At 73.2% G+C, this 16,556-nt stretch carries 15 protein-coding genes and 2 pseudogenes; 11 read left to right on the top strand and 6 right to left on the bottom strand.

The genetic code is table 11. The features are described 5' to 3' along the window. The first annotated feature begins 515 nt into the window (after window positions 1-515). From P1P75_RS30315 to P1P75_RS30300, 4 genes and pseudogenes are all read left to right on the top strand, one after another. Window positions 516-1,448, top strand: a complete 933-nt coding sequence (locus tag P1P75_RS30315) for a fibronectin type III domain-containing protein (RefSeq protein ID WP_319261429.1) — start codon at window positions 516-518, stop codon at window positions 1,446-1,448. A 227-nt stretch (window positions 1,449-1,675) separates the two neighbouring features. After that, a complete protein-coding gene (locus tag P1P75_RS30310; protein WP_319261426.1) occupies window positions 1,676-2,236 on the top strand; it encodes a hypothetical protein in 561 nt (186 codons plus the stop codon). 235 nt (window positions 2,237-2,471) lie between these two features. After that, window positions 2,472-2,930, top strand: a pseudogene (locus P1P75_RS30305) (SRPBCC family protein); the annotation flags it as partial. Window positions 2,931-3,028: 98 nt separating this feature from the next. Beyond that, on the top strand, window positions 3,029-3,505 hold the full coding sequence (locus P1P75_RS30300; protein WP_319261423.1) for a DinB family protein: 477 nt from the start codon (window positions 3,029-3,031) through the stop codon (window positions 3,503-3,505). 20 nt (window positions 3,506-3,525) lie between these two features. Here the strand turns inward: P1P75_RS30300 and P1P75_RS30295 are convergent, their stop codons facing one another. The 4 genes from P1P75_RS30295 to P1P75_RS30280 form a co-directional block, all read right to left on the bottom strand. Further along, the gene (locus tag P1P75_RS30295) at window positions 3,526-4,074 is read right to left on the bottom strand and encodes a PadR family transcriptional regulator (RefSeq protein WP_319261421.1); all 549 of its coding nucleotides are present in this window, start codon (window positions 4,072-4,074) and stop codon (window positions 3,526-3,528) included. Window positions 4,075-4,105: 31 nt separating this feature from the next. Then, window positions 4,106-6,121, bottom strand: coding sequence for an NADPH-dependent 2,4-dienoyl-CoA reductase (locus tag P1P75_RS30290; RefSeq protein ID WP_319261418.1), 2,016 nt, complete (start codon window positions 6,119-6,121; stop codon window positions 4,106-4,108). Window positions 6,122-6,259: 138 nt separating this feature from the next. Then, on the bottom strand, window positions 6,260-6,628 hold the full coding sequence (locus P1P75_RS30285; protein ID WP_319261415.1) for a hypothetical protein: 369 nt from the start codon (window positions 6,626-6,628) through the stop codon (window positions 6,260-6,262). Window positions 6,629-6,752: 124 nt separating this feature from the next. Further along, window positions 6,753-7,634: a hypothetical protein gene (locus P1P75_RS30280; protein ID WP_319261413.1), complete on the bottom strand. Its 882-nt coding sequence runs from the start codon at window positions 7,632-7,634 to the stop codon at window positions 6,753-6,755. A gap of 239 nt (window positions 7,635-7,873) precedes the next feature. Here P1P75_RS30280 and P1P75_RS30275 point away from each other — a divergent pair, with 239 nt between their 5' ends. After that, the gene (locus tag P1P75_RS30275; RefSeq protein ID WP_319261411.1) at window positions 7,874-9,937 is read left to right on the top strand and encodes a SpoIIE family protein phosphatase; all 2,064 of its coding nucleotides are present in this window, start codon (window positions 7,874-7,876) and stop codon (window positions 9,935-9,937) included. Between the two features lie 65 nt (window positions 9,938-10,002). Here the strand turns inward: P1P75_RS30275 and P1P75_RS30270 are convergent, their stop codons facing one another. Continuing rightward, window positions 10,003-10,818 (bottom strand): putative protein N(5)-glutamine methyltransferase, encoded by an 816-nt coding sequence (locus tag P1P75_RS30270; RefSeq protein ID WP_319261408.1) that lies wholly within the window; start codon window positions 10,816-10,818, stop codon window positions 10,003-10,005. A 266-nt stretch (window positions 10,819-11,084) separates the two neighbouring features. On the opposite strand from P1P75_RS30270, the gene P1P75_RS30265 reads away from it, so the two are divergent. Further along, a complete protein-coding gene (locus tag P1P75_RS30265; protein ID WP_319261405.1) occupies window positions 11,085-11,528 on the top strand; it encodes a MarR family winged helix-turn-helix transcriptional regulator in 444 nt (147 codons plus the stop codon). Window positions 11,529-11,601: 73 nt separating this feature from the next. On the opposite strand, the pseudogene P1P75_RS30260 reads toward P1P75_RS30265, so the two are convergent. Continuing rightward, a pseudogene (locus P1P75_RS30260) lies at window positions 11,602-11,834 on the bottom strand (NADP-dependent oxidoreductase); the annotation flags it as partial. Window positions 11,835-12,027: 193 nt separating this feature from the next. Here P1P75_RS30260 and P1P75_RS30255 point away from each other — a divergent pair. From P1P75_RS30255 to P1P75_RS30235, 5 genes are all read left to right on the top strand, one after another. Then, complete coding sequence (locus P1P75_RS30255) at window positions 12,028-12,633, top strand: sulfite oxidase-like oxidoreductase (RefSeq protein WP_319261402.1); 606 nt, start codon at window positions 12,028-12,030, stop codon at window positions 12,631-12,633. Then, window positions 12,626-13,381, top strand: coding sequence for a ferredoxin reductase (locus tag P1P75_RS30250; protein WP_319261399.1), 756 nt, complete (start codon window positions 12,626-12,628; stop codon window positions 13,379-13,381). The genes P1P75_RS30255 and P1P75_RS30250 overlap by 8 nt, the downstream gene beginning before the upstream one ends. Window positions 13,382-13,565: 184 nt before the next feature. Next, window positions 13,566-14,150, top strand: a complete 585-nt coding sequence (locus tag P1P75_RS30245; protein WP_319261397.1) for a hypothetical protein — start codon at window positions 13,566-13,568, stop codon at window positions 14,148-14,150. A 111-nt stretch (window positions 14,151-14,261) separates the two neighbouring features. Further along, a complete protein-coding gene (locus P1P75_RS30240; RefSeq protein WP_319261394.1) occupies window positions 14,262-15,230 on the top strand; it encodes an acetylxylan esterase in 969 nt (322 codons plus the stop codon). Between the two features lie 101 nt (window positions 15,231-15,331). Next, entirely contained in the window at window positions 15,332-16,498 is a 1,167-nt protein-coding gene (locus P1P75_RS30235) for a serine hydrolase domain-containing protein (RefSeq protein WP_319261392.1), read from the top strand. The last annotated feature ends 58 nt before the right edge of the window (window positions 16,499-16,556 follow it).

Here is a 16,556-nt window from a genome sequence, read left to right as displayed (position 1 = left end):
ATCAAAGGCCCGGGACGCGGCGGCGGGCGGGGGGCCGGAGGCCAGCAGGGCGAGACCGGCCACGGCCAGCGTCAGCGACTGGACACGCACGGGGAGAGCCCTCTCGTCGGGGACAGGGACGGACACCCGGCCCAATCTGAGGCCGGTCGGGGCCGGGGTCCAGTCCGAGGGGGCCGTACGGAGCAGTGGTGGCGACGATATGCGCGCGGGGCTGCTGTTCCGACGATCCGACAGGGGACGGGGGCCGGCGCCTTTCCGGCACCGGCCGCCCGGCCGCCCCGCCGGCGCGGGATCAGCGACGACAGCGGCCCGCGCCACGGGCATGAACCGCCCGTCTCGCAGGGTGAGTTCAGCCTTGAGGAAGCCCAGCATACGTAACGCCCATGACCGCTCGGCACCTGATACCCCGCCGCACTCTTGATGTGCTCACGTCGGCACGCCATATTGGTCCGGACCATTTCCGCCGTGCCGGGCCGGGAGGTGAAGCCGTGCGACGCGTCGTGCTGTGCGGATGGATGCTCGCCCTGTGCTGCGGCTGCGCCGCACCGGGCGACGGGGACGAGGGACGGGCGCCGGGCGCGCCTACGGGGGTCACCGCCGAGGCGGGCAGCGCGACCAGCGTGCACGTGATGTGGAACGCGCTCTCCGCGGTCCGCTCCTACGAGGTGTACCGGGGCACCACGAAGGTCGATGACGTGCCCGCCTCCGCGCACATGCTCGACGTCACCCGCCTCACGCCCTCCACCGCGTACGTCTTCACCGTCCGGGCCCGCGACGACGAGGGCCGGCTCGGGCCGCCCAGCCGGGAGGTGCGGGCCACGACTCCGGCGGCGGTCGCGGCGGACCGCTCGGCCCCGACCCCTCCGGGCGGCGCCACCGGCCGGGCAGCCGGAAGCCGGGCCGTCCAGCTGTCCTGGACGGCGGCCACGGACGACCGGAAGGTGGTGTCGTACGACATCCTCCAGGGCGGCGTGAAGATCCACAGCGTCGGCGGGGCCCAGACGGCGACCGTCGTCACGGGGCTGCGGCCGGGCACCCGCTACTCCTTCACCGTCCGGGCGCGGGACGCGGCCGACAACCTCTCGCCCGCCGGCGCGGCCGTGCGTGTGACCACCGCGCCGGGCGACGACGGAGGACGGGACACCGCACCGGCGGACTTCCGGGTGACGACCCACCGCGCCGACGGGGCGTACTACATCGACCTGGCCTGGGTGCCACCGCGGGTGGACGGGGTCGTCACCGAGTACCAGATCCAGCTCGACGGGCAGCCGGCCACCTCGCTGGTGTGGGGCGGCACACCACCGCGGGACAAGGCCACCCACAGCTTCTACGCCGGGCGCGAGGCCGGTGCCGGGCACCGGGTCCGGCTGCGCGCACGGCTCCCGGACGGGACGTGGGGGGCCTTCTCGGCGGAGCGGGCGGTGACGACGGGGAGCGGCGGGCGGTGACCTACGGGTCCGCCGCGAGAGCGCGCGGGCGGTGACGGCGGGGATCCGGCCGGGATCGGCAAGCGGGCGGGCCACCGTTCTGGGCCGTCCGGAGGAATCCGTCACCTGCCCGGCCGCGGCCGGAGTGCGGGCCGGGCCGACGGGACGTTGGCTGCCCCTGAGGCAGCACGGGCGTACCCGACCCTCGGCGGCGCAAGGTCGCCAACCGTGCAGCCGGAGGACATCCGATGCGAACTTCCCCGCTTCTCGCCCGATCTTCCCCTCTTCTGGCCCGCTGCGGACTGACCCTGGCAGCCGCCGCCGCACTGCCCCTCGCGGTGACCGCCCAGCCCGCCGCCGCGCGGGTCTCGGGCATCTCCGTCAGCACGTCCGGCTCCACGGTGTCCGTGGTGACCAGCGCGTGCTCCCTGATCAACGGCAGCTGGGGCACGGCGGCGCTGCTCGCCGGCAACCAGGCGAACTTCGCCCAGGGCCGCCAGGTCGCCCTGTCGGGCACCACCGTCAGTCAGTCCGCGGCCTGGTCCAACGTCTCCCCCGGCACGCACACGGTCGTCGTGATGTGCTCCAGCGGCAGCACCGCCGGCACCCAGTCGGTGATCGTGTCCCCCACGTCCACGCCGACGATCTCCGCGACGGCCTCGCCGACCCGCGGCGTGATGGGCGGCATGGGCGGCGCGACCCGCGACTACGGCACCGTCACCCTCGTGGCGGGCGGCGCGCTGGTCGGCACGGGTGTCATCGCGACGGTCTGGTTCCTGCGCCGCCGGACGAAGCCGTACCGGCTGTAGGAGGCGGCCGCAGGAACGCCGTAGGGACTTCCTCCCGTCGCGGCAGCCACTCGGCGCGGGCCTGGTGGACAGCGCGGACGCGCTGTCCACCAGGCCCGCGCCGCCGTGTGGGCCCGTCTCCGCCCGCCGTTGACATTATGCAGGTAATTACCTGCATAATGGAGCCGTGAACCTCGAAGCGGTCTCCCGACCGACAGCCGGCACCCAGGAGTACGCCATGCCCACCGACACCGCACCCGTGCCGGACTACGTCTACGTCACCTACATCCGCGCGACCTCGGAGCAGGTCTGGCAGGCCCTCACCGACGCCGATCTGACGGCGCGCTACTGGGGGCACGCCAATATCTCCGACTGGAAGCCCGGCTCCGCGTGGGAGCACCGCCGCGCCGACGGATCAGGCGTCGTCGACGTCATCGGCACGGTGCTGGAGAGCGAGCCGCCGACCCGCCTGGTCGTCACCTTCGAGGACACGCCGGACGAGCCGCGGGAGCCGTCGGTGGTCACCTTCCTCGTCGAGCCCCACGAGGACATCGTCCGTCTCACCGTGACCCACGAGAAGCTCCCCGACCGGGAGATGCTGGGCGGCATCTCGCACGGCTGGCCGGCCGTGCTGGCCAACCTCAAGTCGCTGCTGGAGACCGGAGAGGTCCTGCCGCAGGCGCCCTGGGAGATGAACCGCGCGGCGCACGGCTGAGCCGCCGCGGCCGTTCCTGCCCGCAGACCTTTCTGCCCGCAGCCCGTCCCACCCGCGCCCCGCGAAGATCCCGTGCCACCGGAGAGAGAAGAAGAGCCATGGACACCACCCCGCTGCGCGACGCCCACCACGCGCTGCTGGAGGCCGCCGCGACCGTGGCCGCGACCGGCGCCGGCAACCCGCCCCCGGAGGGCGAGTGGAACGCCGGGCAGATCCTGGCCCACGTCAGCCTCGTGGACGCCGTCACCGTCACCGCCGTCGTCTCCGCGGCCTCCGGCGCGGTCACGGCGTACGACAACCGGGTGGCGCAGGACGCCTGGACCCTGGGGCGGGTGATCACGCTCGGCGGTGGCGAGGCGGGGCTCCGCGAGCGCGTCCGACTCCAGGGCGAGGCGCTCTGCGCGCTCGTCGCGCCGCTGAGCGAGGCCGAACTGGACACCCCCGTGCCCACCCTGCTGCTGTCGCACGGCCAGGTCCAGGTCGATCAGCCCGTGCCGCTGAGGGACCTCGTCACGGGCCTCGCGGACATGGAACTGCCCGGCCACACCAAGCAGTTGCTGGACCTGTTGCCGTAGAGCAGGAGGCGGCCGGTCGGCTACGGCGCCTGCTCGGCGAGGTCGGGCAGTTCCGCCAGCGCCTCGGTCAGCCACTGGATCCAGAAGGTCTCCAGCTCGATGCCCGCGCGCAGCACCAGGTGCTGGAGCCGGACCTGCGGGCTGTCGTCGCCGGGCGGGAAGTCCCGCTTCTCGATCTCCTCGTACTCGGCCAACTGCCCCCGGTGCAGGTTGAGATGGCGGCGCAGGTCGGCTTCGAGGCCCGCGGTGCCGACGACGGCGGCGGCGCGCAGCCGCAGGAACAGGGCGTCCCGGTGCGGCTTGGGGTCCTGCGCCGCGGCCGTCCACCGCCCCAGTTCGGCGCGGCCCGCGGGCAGGACCTCGTAGCTCTTGCGCTGCCCGCGGGCCGGCTGCTCGGTGGGCTGGGCCCGGATGAAGCCCTCGGCCTCCAGCCTTCCCAGCTCGCGATAGATCTGCTGGTGCGTCGCCGACCAGAAGTAGCCGATCGACTTGTCGAACCGGCGGGTCAGATCCAGCCCCGACGACGGCTTCTCGAGGAGGGCGGTGAGGATCGCGTGCGGGAGTGACATGGGCTCATCCTAGGGACGCGCCGGGGAACCCCTACAAGGCCGCGGCCAGCTCCGTTCCCTGCTTGATGGCCCGCTTGGCGTCCAGTTCGGCGGCGACGTCGGCACCGCCGATGAGGTGCGCGCTCGCCCCGGCGGCGACCAGCTCGTCGTACAGGTCCCTGCGCGGGTCCTGGCCGGTGCACAGCACGATGGTGTCGACCTCCAGGACCGTGCTCTGCTCGCCGACGGTGACGTGCAGTCCGGCGTCGTCGATGCGGTCGTAGCGCACGCCCGGGACCATGCGCACGCCCCGGTGCTTGAGTTCGGTGCGGTGGATCCAGCCGGTGGTCTTGCCGAGTCCGGCGCCGACCTTTCCGGTCTTGCGCTGGAGAAGGTGCACGCTGCGCGGCGGGGCGGTCCGTTCGGGCGCGGCGAGGCCGCCGGCCGCCCGGTAGTCCATGTCGACGCCCCACTGCCGGAAGTACGTCGCCGGGTCCTCGCTCGCCTTGTCGCCGCCGTCGGTGAGGAACTCGGCGACGTCGAAGCCGATGCCGCCGGCGCCGAGGATCGCGACCCGGTCGCCGACGGGGGCGCCGTCGCGCAGGACGTCGAGGTAGCCGACGACGCTCGGGTGGTCGACGCCGGGGATGTCGGGGGTGCGCGGGCTGACGCCGGTGGCGACGACGACCTCGTCGTAGTCCGCCAGGTCACCGGCCGCCGCGCAGGTGTTGAGGCGCACGTCGACACCGTGGGCGTCGAGCTGGTGGCGGAAGTAGCGCAGCGTCTCGTCGAACTCCTGCTTGCCGGGGACCTTGCGGGCCACGTTGAGCTGGCCGCCGATCTCCGCCGCGGCGTCGAACAGGGTGACGGCGTGGCCGCGTTCGGCCGCCGAGACCGCGCAGGCTAGTCCGGCGGGTCCGGCGCCGACGACCGCGACGCGCTTGCGGCGGCGGGTGGGGGTGAGCACCAGCTCGGTCTCGTGGCAGGCGCGCGGGTTGACCAGGCAGGAGGTGATCCTGCCACTGAAGGTGTGGTCGAGGCAGGCCTGGTTGCAGCCGATGCAGGTGTTGATGGCTTCGGGTGTGCCGGCCGCGGCCTTGCCGACGAAGTCCGGGTCGGCGAGCATCGGGCGGGCCATCGACACCATGTCCGCGCAGCCGTCGGCGAGCAACTGCTCGGCGATCTCGGGGGTGTTGATGCGGTTGGTGGTGATGAGCGGGACGGAGACCTCGCCCATCAGCCGCTTGGTCACCCAGGTGTAGGCGCCGCGGGGCACGGAGGTGGCGATGGTGGGGATGCGGGCCTCGTGCCAGCCGATGCCGGTGTTGATGAGGGTGGCGCCGGCCGTCTCGACGGCCTTGGCCAGGGTGACGACCTCGGCCAGCGTGGAGCCGCCGGGGACGAGGTCGAGCATCGACAGCCGGTAGATGACGATGAAGTCCTCGCCGACCGCCTCGCGCACCCGCCGCACGATCTCGACGGGGAACCGCATCCGGTTCTCGTAGGAGCCGCCCCAGCGGTCGGTGCGGTGGTTGGTCTGCAGGGCGATGAACTCGTTGATGAGGTAGCCCTCGGAGCCCATGATCTCGACGCCGTCGTAGCCGGCCTGCCGGGCGAGGCGGGCGGCGCGGGCGTAGTCGTCGATGGTCCGCTCGACCTCGGCGTCGGTCAGTTCGCGGGGCACGTGGGGGCTGATCGGCGCCTGCAGCGCGCTCGGCGCGACCAGGTCCGCGTGGTAGGCGTAGCGGCCGAAGTGCAGGATCTGCATCGCGATCCGGCCGCCCTCGCGGTGCACGGCATCGGTGATCGTCCGGTGCTCCTCGGCCTCCGCGTCCGTGGTGAGCTTCGCGCCTCCCACGCCCGGCCGTCCCTCGTCGTTGGGGGCGATGCCGCCGGTGACGATCAGGCCCACTCCCCCGCGTGCGCGGGCGGCGTAGAACTCCGCCATGCGCGCGAAGCCGTCCTCGGCCTCTTCCAGGCCTACGTGCATCGAGCCCATGAGGACGCGGTTGGGCAGGGTGGTGAAGCCCAGGTCGAGCGGGCTCAGCAGGTGCGGGTATCGGCTCATCGGGGCCCTCCGTGCGCGGTGTGGTGCCCCTGTAGTTGTAGAGGACCGCGCACGGGTTATGCAACTAGTTGCACAATAGGCCCCACGTCGCCTTCGTCACGTCGCCGCCCCCGGGGGCAGCACCGGGGCACCGGCCCGTCACCGGCTTTCGAGCAGCAGGTGCAGCTCCGTCTCCTGGTCGCCGGAGGCGGAGGAGAGGTCCTTCACCCGGAAGACCGAGTCCAGCGTCGTACGGAAGCGCTCGATCGCCCAGTAGCCGCCCTGGACGTCGGCCGTGACGGACGACGACAGCCGGGCCGGGCGGGCGCAGTCGTGCACGTCGCTGACCTCGAAGGTGCCGAGCCACACCATCGGGCGGGTCTCGTGAAGTTGTTCGGGCACGTCCTCGGCGCAGCGGTCGGACTCGAAGCAGGCGCACAGCGTGTCGAACACGATCCGGGCGTCCTCCTTGCTGCAATCGCTGATCTCGAGGGTGACGGATTCCGGATGGGGTCGCTCGCTGTCCATCGTGATCGCTCCTCTCGTGGCGGTGGCGCGAGGTCGCGGGTTCCCCGCGAACCACGCCACATCCCAAGAAAAGCACCACTTCCCCGGGCGGGCACCCCTGGGATGCCCGCCCGGGAATCGGAGATCAGCGCGTGAACCGGTACGTCTTGCTGTCCGTCAGCACGCAGAAGCCGGGCGAGACGACGATCACCCGCAGGGTGCCGGTGCGGCGGTCGTAGTCGATGCCCTCCGTCTCGAAGGAGCCCGAGCAGGAGCTGCGCAGCGGCAGCTGACGCAGGGCGGTGACCCGGCCGTTCACGTCACCGGAGCCGCCCGGTTCGGCCGACAGGTCGATCTGGAGCAGCGGCTTGGTCATGCCGAAGAGGGTGCCCGCCGGGTCGTCGGAGGAGCAGAGCAGGGTGGTCGGGCCGGTGAAGTCGCAGCCCTGGACGTCGCGCACGGCGCGGTCGAGGCGGACGGTGGAGGCCTGCGGCAGGTTCGCCGAGGGCGAGGTGGAGGGGTTGACGCCGGGAGTCGGCAGGACGATCAGCCGGGTCATGGTGCCCCACTCGCCGGTGAGCATCCACTGGCCGCCCGGCGCGATGGCCACCCAGGAGTTGTTCAGTGCCTCGCCGGGGCTGAGCGCGTGCACGTACTCCGACCAGGCGCCGCCCGGTGCCTGCACGCGGTACATCTTCGAGGTGCCCGAGTCCCGCTGGTAGGGCTCGATGTAGTGGCCGTCGTAGGAGGCGTCGGGGTCGCCGACGTGGTTCCAGCCGCGGGTGCTCACCCCGAAGGGGATCGTCCCGATGCCCGTGTAGCGGTTGGCGCTGTTCGCCGGGACCTCGACGGAGGCCAGTCCCTGGCTCTCGGTCAGCGGGTCGGCGCGGTCGGAGCCGACCTCGGTCCAGGTGTCGGCCGCCGCGGCGGGCGGGGCGGCGGACAGGGCCGCGGCGGTGGCCGTGGCCAGGGCGATCAGTGCGATGCGCAGGGCGGGACGGCGTCCGCGGGCAGGGCGCAGGGGCATGGGTCTCCTCTGACGGGGGGTGGGATGTGCTCGGCGGACAGTGTGGCCAACTTCGATAGTCATGTACAGACCAATCGAATGACTGGTGTCGATCATGAGGAGAACGGCACGCGCCGCCGTACTGGAGGAGCATGGGAACGGTGCCCCAGGCGTGGGATAAATCGGTTGAGCGCGGTAGAACTGGGGGAGTCGGCACGGGGGACGGCGTGCCGCGTCGACATGCGGAGGCGGTGCGTGGCATGAGTGGAGCCGGATCGACCTCGGCCGAGGCGGGCGGCCCGACAGGGCCCAGTGGTCTGCTCGACGTGCTCAACGTGGCCTCGATCGTGCTGGACACCTCGGGCCGCATCGTGCTGTGGAGCCCACAGGCCGAGGAGCTGTTCGGCTACCCGGCCGGGGAGGCGCTGGGGCGGTACGCGGCGCATGTGATGGTCCACGAACGGCACGTCGAGATGGTCGTGAAGCTCTTCTCCGACGTCATGGCGAGCGGCCGCAGCTGGGAGGGAGCCTTCCCCATCCGGCGCAAGGACGGCGGCACCCGCCTGGTGGAGTTCCGCAACATGCGACTCGTCGACGACCAGGGCGACGTCTACGCCCTCGGTCTCGCCGCCGACCGGTCCACGGTGCGCCGGCTGGAGCGGGACGTGGCCCTGTCGACGCGCATGGTCACCCAGTCCCCCATCGGCCTCGCCGTGCTCGACACCCGGCTGCGGTACGTGTCGGTCAACCCGGCCCTGGAACGCATCAACGGCGTCCCCGCCGGCGAGCACCTGGGCCGCACGGTCCGCGAGGTGCTCCCGCTGCTCGACACCGACGCCCTGGAGTCCTTGGTCCGCGAGGTGCTGCGCAGCGGGGTGCCGCTCGTCGACAGGCCGACGATCGGCCGTACCCCGGCCGACCCGCACCGGGACCATGCCTGGTCCGTCTCGCTGTACCGGCTGGAGGACGCCCGCGGCACCGTGCTGGGCGTCGCGACCTCCGTCGTCGACGTCACCGATCAGTACCGGGCGGGCATCGAGGCCGAGGCCGCGCGCCGCCGCCTCGCCCTGATCGCCGACGCCTCCACCCGCATCGGCACCACCCTCGACCTGGAACGCACCGCCGGCGAACTGGCCGACGTGGCCGTACCGGAGCTGGCCGACATCGCCACCGTGGACCTCCTCGACGCGGTGGTGTCGGGTCGGCGTACCAGCCACGGCCCTTCCGAGCCCGCCCTGATCCGCGCCCTGGCCTTCCGCGCCACCGACGCGCCGGACACCCTGAGCGCTGCCGATCCGCCCGACGGGACCGCCCGGTACGCACCCGACCAGCTGGTCACCGAGTGCGTGCGCACCGGCCGGCCCGTCATGGTGACGCAGGTCAAGGACGAGGACCTGGCGCGGATCGCCCGCTCCCCGGAGGCCGTCGCACTGCTGGCGCGAGCCGGCGTGCACTCCTATCTGGCGGTGCCGCTCATCGCGCGCGGCGAGGTGCTGGGCGCCCTCGACCTCAAACGGACCCGCAACCCGCTGCCCTTCGGCCGCGACGATCTGCTGCTCGCCCGGGAACTGGCGGCCCGCGCGGCCGTACAGATCGACAACGCCCGCTGGTACCAGAACGCCCGCAGCACCGCGCTCACCCTCCAGCGCAGCCTGCTGCCGAGCCACCCGGCGCTGACCGGCGGCCTGGAGGTCGCCTCGCGCTACCAGCCCGCGGGGGCGACCACGGAGGTGGGCGGCGACTGGTTCGACGTCATCCCGCTGGAGGACGGCAAGACCGCACTCGTGGTCGGCGACGTCATGGGCAGCGGCATCGACGCCGCCGCCACCATGGGCCGGCTGCGCACCGCGACGACCACGCTGGCCTCCCTCGACCTCGACCCGGAGGTGCTCCTGGAGCACCTGGACCGGATCACCTCGGGCCTGGACCACTTCATAGCGACCTGCGTGTACGCCGTCCACGACCCGCGCCTCGGGCGGTTCCGGATCGCCAACGCCGGGCACCTGCCGCCCGCGCGGGTACGGCCCGGACACCCGCCGGAGCTGCTCGACCTGCCCACCGGGGCACCGCTCGGGGTGGGCGGGGTGGCGTTCTCCTCGACCGACGTCGACTTCGCCCCCGGCGACCAGCTCGTGCTGTACACCGACGGGCTGGTGGAGACGCGCAAGCACTCCCTCGACGAACGCCTGGACGCGATGCTCGCGCTCCTCGACGACCCGGCGCGCCCGCTGGAGGAGCTCTGCGACCTGCTGCTGCGGGCGCTGCACCACCCGGACAACCACGACGACGTGGCCCTGCTCGTGGCACGCGCCCGGACCCCGTGACGTCCGGGCGGCCGCGGCGCGCTCCCCCGCCGGACCGACGGGGGGGCGGCGCCGCGGTCCGCCCGCTACTCCTTGGCGCCGATCACCACGTGGGCGTACAGCTCCTCGTCGGTGGCCGTGCGCGCCGTGAGGCCGCCCCGCCGGAACGCCTCGACGGCGTCCGCCGCCTGGCGTTCGCTCGTCTCGACCAGGACACAGCCGCCGGGCGCGAGCCAGCCGGCCGCCTCACCGGCGACCCGGCGCAGTATGTCGAGGCCGTCGGCGCCGCCGTCGAGCGCGGTGAGCGGCTCGTGGTCGCGGGCCTCCGCGGGCAGCAGGGGGACTTCGCCGGTGGGGACGTACGGCACGTTGGCCGCCAGAATGTCGATACGGCCGCGCAGTTCACCGGGGAGCGCGTCGAACAGGTCCCCGGCGTGGACGTGCCCGCCGACGGCGGCGGCATTGCGGCGCGCGCACCGCACGGCGGCCGGGTCGATGTCGGCGGCGTGCAGTTCGACCCCGTCGAGCGCCGCGGCGAGGGCCACGCCGACCGCGCCCGAGCCGCAGCACAGGTCGACCACGACGGACGCGTGCGGGGCGCCCGCCAGCGCCTGGCCGACCAGGAACTCGGTGCGGCGGCGGGGCACGAAGACGCCCGGTTCGACGATGACGCGCCGGCCCAGGAACTCGGCCCAGCCGACGACGAGTTCGAGGGGCAGACCGGCCACGCGGCGCTCCACCATGGCGGCGAGTTCGTCCGGTGTCCGGGCGGTGCCGAGAAGCAGCTCCGCCTCGTCCTCGGCGAAGACGCATCCGGCGGCGCGCAGCGCAACGACGACGGCGTCGCGGGAGGGGTGGGCCGGGAGGGACGAGGGAGCGGAAGGAGAGAAGAGAGGGGGCATGGAAGCCGAGAGCCTTTCGGAAGCCGAAGGGCGCTCTCGCGGTCGCCTAGCGGCGGTCCGCGCCGTCCTGAGGAGAGAGCACCCGACCTGACACTGCGGTAATGGGTCCCACCTCCTCGGTCGCTCATGGCCGGGATCGCCCGCGGCCGTCGCACACCATATCCCAACTGCCGCACGCCGGACCCGCGGAAGGCCCGCCCCTGCGCACCCCCACGTCAAGTTGTACGGTACAACGAGGCGGGTGAGGGAGTGGTGAGGGAGACCGGATGGACGCACGTGAGGCGGTGGAGACGATCCAGCGCGAGATGACGGTCTTCGCCCGGCGGGCCCGTGCCTCGGCCGGGCGGCTCCATCCGGAACTGTCCCTGGTGTCGTACACGCTGCTCGGTCATCTGGAGGACAGCGGCGGCTGCCGGGCCACCGATCTGGCCGCGCACTACGCCCTGGACAAGTCCACCGTGAGCCGCCAGGTCACCGCGCTGGAGCGGGCCGGTCTGATCGAGCGGCGCCAGGACCGCACGGACCACCGCGTCCAGGTCCTGCACCTCACCGACGCGGGCCGCAGCATCCTCGCCCAGGTCACCGAGAGCCGTCGCGCGGCGTTCCGCGAGCGGCTCACCGAGTGGCCCGAGCCGGATCTGGAGCGGTTCGCGGAGTATCTGGTGCGGTACAACGCGTGGGGCGGGAGCGGGACACCGGACGCGGGCTGACCCCCGGCGGCGCCCCCACTCCCCCCACGGCGCTGCAGGGCCACCACCGGTACCGCGTCCCGATGACGTCCGCGCCGGTCTCGACGACGACGCCCGCGACCTCGTTGCCGAAGACGGCGGGGAAGAGGCGCTCACCGCTCTCGCCGGGGCGCCGGTAGCCGGTGCGCTGCTACCAGTGGACCGGGTTCACCCCGCCGCGCGCACGGCGAAGAGCACCTGGCCGGGGCCCGGACGGGGCCGGTCCACGTCGACGAGCGCCTCGGTCTCCGGGCCGCCGTACCGTGTGAAGACGTACGCCTTCGGCATTGCTTCCCTTCGCTGCCGCCGGACCGCTGGATCCGCAACGGCACGTGCAAGGGGAATCGGGGGCGGCTATTCCCCTGCCGCGGCAGTGTTCGTACGCGCTGCACGATCGGCGGCCGGACCGGGGCCGGAGCACTCCTGACGTGCCCGTACGGTTGAATGCGTCAGCAACCGTCACCGTCACGCTGGAACCCCCATGAACGTCACCAGAGGCTTCACCGGACGCCCGCGCGTCGACGACCCGGGCCTGCCCCCGGGCCAGTACGACACGGGCGACGACTGGCCCGTACTGTCCGCCGAGGTCACGCCCGACCTCACGCCCGCCGACTGGAGCTTGCGGATCGACGGGCTGGTCGACGCGCCCCGCAGCTGGAGCTGGGACGAGGCGCACGCGCTGCCCGCCTCCGCGTACGAGGGCGACATCCACTGCGTGACCAGCTGGTCGAAGTTCGGGGTGCGGTTCGGGGGCGTGTCGCTGGACGCCTTCCTGGAGACGGTCCGGCCGCGGGCGTCCGCGACCCACGCCGTCGCGTACTCGCACACCGGGTACACCACCAACCTGCCGCTCGCCGACCTCACCGGCGGGCGGGCCTGGATCGCCTTCGAGTACGGCGGTGAGCCGCTCTCCGCCGAGCACGGCGGCCCGGCGCGGCTGCTGGTGCCGCACCTGTACTTCTGGAAGAGCGCCAAGTGGATCGCCGGCCTGCGGCTCCTGGACCACGACGAGCCGGGTTTCTGGGAGCAGAACGGGTACCACGCGCGGGGCAACCCGTGGGAGGAACAGAGGTACTCCGGTGACTGAGACCTTCACTCCGCCGACCCGGTTCGCGGTGCCCGGCCGGATCGCCGTCAGCAACCGGGCGGCGTCGGTGTGGCAGACGGCCACGATCACCGAGATCCGCCGCGAGACGCCGTACGCGGCCACCTTCCGGCTCGCGGTGCCCGCCTGGGAGGGGCATCTGCCGGGGCAGCACCTGATGCTGCGGCTGCGGGCCGCGGACGGGTATCTCGCCCAGCGGCACTACTCGATCGCGTCGGCGCCGGACGGCTCAGGACACGTGGAGCTGACCCTGGACCACGTCGACGGCGGCGAGGTGTCCGGCTGGTTCCACACCGTGGCGGGGCCCGGGGACCAGGTCGAGGTCCGCGGCCCGCTGAGCGGCTTCTTCGCCTGGCCCGGCGACCGGCCCGCACTGCTGATCGGCGCCGGCTCCGGGGTCGTACCGCTGATGTCCATGGTGCGCCACCACCGGGCCCGGCGCCTCGCGGTCCCGCTGCGCCTGCTGGTGTCCGCGCGCGGCCCCGAGGAGCTGATCTACGTGGGCGAGTACGGCGCTGAGACGACGCCCGTGTTCACGCGGAGCGCGCCGCCGGGCACCCCGGTGGGCCGGCTCACGGCCGCCCATCTCGCACCGCTGCTCGCGGAGCGGCCGGACGGCGGCTGGGAGGCGTACGTGTGCGGGTCCAACGGGTTCGCCGAACATGCCTCGCGGCTGCTGGTGGCGGCGGGACAGCCGGTGGACCGGATCCGGATCGAACGGTTCGGCTGACACGCGGTTCGGCCGACACGCGGTTCGGCCGACGCCCGCCGTGTCCGGGGCCCGTGCCTCGCCCGCCATAGACATATCCGGCCACCTCCGACATGTCGGGCTCACCCAAAAGTGAAACGATGTCCTCCGTACGGGGTATCCGCTCCGGGTGGTCACTCGTCCGCGTGACGGCGAGGAGGTCGACATGCGAACCGGGCTGCATGGCTGGCGCCGGCGGCACAATCCTCTGCGCCGCCGGTCGGACGTCGTCGAGGCATGGACGGTGCTGGTGGTCGCCGTACTCGTCCTGATCGGTGCCCCGCTGGCGGGGGCGCTCGCCGGCCGGTGGGCCCATGCGGACGCCGCCGCCGTGGCGGCCGAGCAGCGGGCCGAGCGGCACCAGGTGCGGGCCGAGGTCGTCGGCCGGCCGCCCGACACACTGCCGACGGCGGAGGGCGCCCGCGAACAGCGCTTCCGGGTCGCCGTGCGCTGGACGGAGCCCGGCGAGGCCCCGCACCGGGCCGTCGCGCTCGTGCCCCCCGGCACCCATCGGGGCGACATGGTCGACGTGTGGTTCGACGCGCGGGGCCGGAGCGTCCCGCCGCCGCCCGACGGCACGGCGGTGTGGCAGCACACACTGACTCTTGGCGTGGCCACGGCGGGCGGTACGGCGGCCGGGGTGCTGCTCGGGCACGCGGTCGTGCGCCGGGTGGCCCTGCGGCACCGGCTGGCGGAGTGGGACCGGGAGTGGGCGCGGACCGGGCCGGAATGGAGCCGGCGCAGCGCGTGAGAGCCCCGGCCGAATCGGCGATCGTGCCTGGTCCTGGGGTCTGGTAAGCGCTACCGCCGCCCACGTACGGTGTGATCATCCGTACGGCCACTCATCACAAGGCGGTTGCTCATGGCCTCGTTCGACCTGTCCCTGGAGGAACTCCACGAGTACCGCAGTGGATCCGCCGAACCGGAGGGTTTCGACGCATTCTGGTCCAAGACCCTTCAGGAGGCCCGCGAGTACGACCTGGACGCCCGCTTCGAGCCGGTCGACACGGGGCTGGAGACCGTGCGGGTCTTCGACGTGACGTTCGCCGGGTACGGCGGTCATCCGGTCAAGGCCTGGCTGACCCTGCCCGCCGCGGCGACCGAACCGGTGCCGCTGGTCGTGGAGTTCGTCGGCTACGGCGGGGGCCGCGGGCTGCCGCACGAGCACCTGCTGTGGGCGTCCACGGGCCGCGCGCACTTCATCATGGACACCCGCGGCCAGGGCAGCGCCTGGGGCGGCGGTGGCGGTACCGCCGATCCGGTGGGCGCGGGCCCGGCGTTCCCCGGTTTCATGACCCGCGGCATGGACGCCCCCGAGAACTACTACTACCGCCGGGTGTTCACGGACGCGGTGCGTGCCGTCGAGGCGGCACGTTCGCACCCGTTGACGGACGCGGCGCGGACGGTGGCGGTCGGCGCGAGCCAGGGCGGCGGCATCACGATCGCCGTGGGCGGTCTGGTTCCGGACCTGGTCGCGGTCGCGCCGGACGTGCCGTTCCTGTGCGACTTCCCGCGCGCCGTGACACTGACGGACCGTCACCCGTACCGGGAGATAGGCCTGTTCCTCAAGACCCACCGCGGCCGCACGCAGGACGCGCTGCGCACCCTGTCGTACTTCGACGGCGTGCACTTCGCGTCCCGCGGCTCGGCGCCCGCGCTGTTCTCGGTGGCCCTGGAGGACCAGACGTGTCCGCCGTCGACCGTGTTCGCGGCCTTCCACGCGTGGGCGCACGACGACCGGACGATCGAGGTGTACGACTTCAACGACCACGAGGGCGGTGGCCCGTACCACGAGGCGGCCAAAATGCGCTGGCTGCGATCGTACACGTGACGTCCTGATCACACCTTCCCTGTGATCCGACCAGTCGGTATGTTCGGGGTGCCCGGGCCGCGGGGTCGCGGTCCGGCGTCCCGGCTGATCACGGAGGACCCATGCCCGAGCACGTGCCAGAGGTTCACGGCCACTGCGACGAACGTTTCGCGGCGGTACGCGACACGTTCGAGGAGAACTTCCGGGAGCGGGGGGAACTGGGCGCGGCGGTGACCGTCATGGTCGACGGCGTGACCGTGGCCGACCTGTGGGGCGGCTGGGCCGACGCGGCGCGCACCCGCGCGTGGGAGCGGGACACGCTGGTCAACGTGTGGTCGACGTCCAAGGGGCCGACCGCGCTGTGCGCGCACCTCCTCGCCGACCGGTCCCTGCTCGACCTCGACGCCCCGGTGGCGGACTACTGGCCCGAGTTCGCCGCGGCGGGCAAGGAGGGCGTCCTCGTCCGGCATCTGCTGTCGCACCGCGCCGGACTGGCGGGGCTGCGCGAGCCGCACACCCTGGAGCAGCTGTACGACTGGGAGCTGACCACCGCCCGCCTCGCGGCGACGGAGCCGTGGTGGGAGCCGGGCACCCGGTCCGGCTATCACGCACTGACCTACGGCTTCCTGGTCGGCGAGGTCGTGCGGCGGGTCTCGGGACTGCTGCCGGGCGCCTTCCTGGAGCGCGAGGTGACCGGGCCGCTGGGGATCGACTTCACCATCGGCCTGCCGGAGAAGGAGGCCGGGCGAGCGGCGGAGATGGTGCATCCGCCCGCCGCGTCGAACAGCGAACAGGCCGCCGTCTTCGCCCGGTTGACACCCACAGCCATCGCCGCCCTGACGAACCCCCTGACGGGGGCCGACGAGGCGAACACACCCGCCTGGCGGGCCGCGGAGATCCCGGCCGCCAACGGGCACGGCACCGCACGCGCGGTCGCCGCGCTGTACGGCGTCCTCGCGGGCGGCGGTTCCGTCGACGGCCGGCGCGTGCTGTCCCGGGAGGCGACCGAGCGGGTCCGCGAGGGGCAGGGCGGCTGCCGGGACCTGGTGCTGGGCGCCGGCTTCGCGCACGAGACGGAGATCGGGCTCGGCCTGTGGCTGAGCGGCCCGAACGGCTCCTACGGTCCCAATCCGCGGGCTTTCGGACACGACGGCTTCGGCGGCTCGTGCGGGCTCGCCGACCCGGAGGCCGGGTTGTCACTGGGGTACGTGATGAACCGCATGGGGCCGCACATCGCGGACGACCCGCGGAAGACGGCGCTGGTGAAGGCCGCGTACAGCGCACTGTGACGGCGCGGCGGGCGGTCCGGTTTCAGCCGTTCCGCCCACCCGCCCTTCCCTGCTGGTT

Source organism: Streptomyces sp. ID05-39B (assembly GCF_033794725.1).
GTDB classification, from domain to species: domain Bacteria; phylum Actinomycetota; class Actinomycetes; order Streptomycetales; family Streptomycetaceae; genus Streptomyces; species Streptomyces bobili.
The sequence above is the reverse complement of the archived record's forward strand: the minus strand, read 5'-3'. Positions and strand labels throughout refer to the sequence as shown.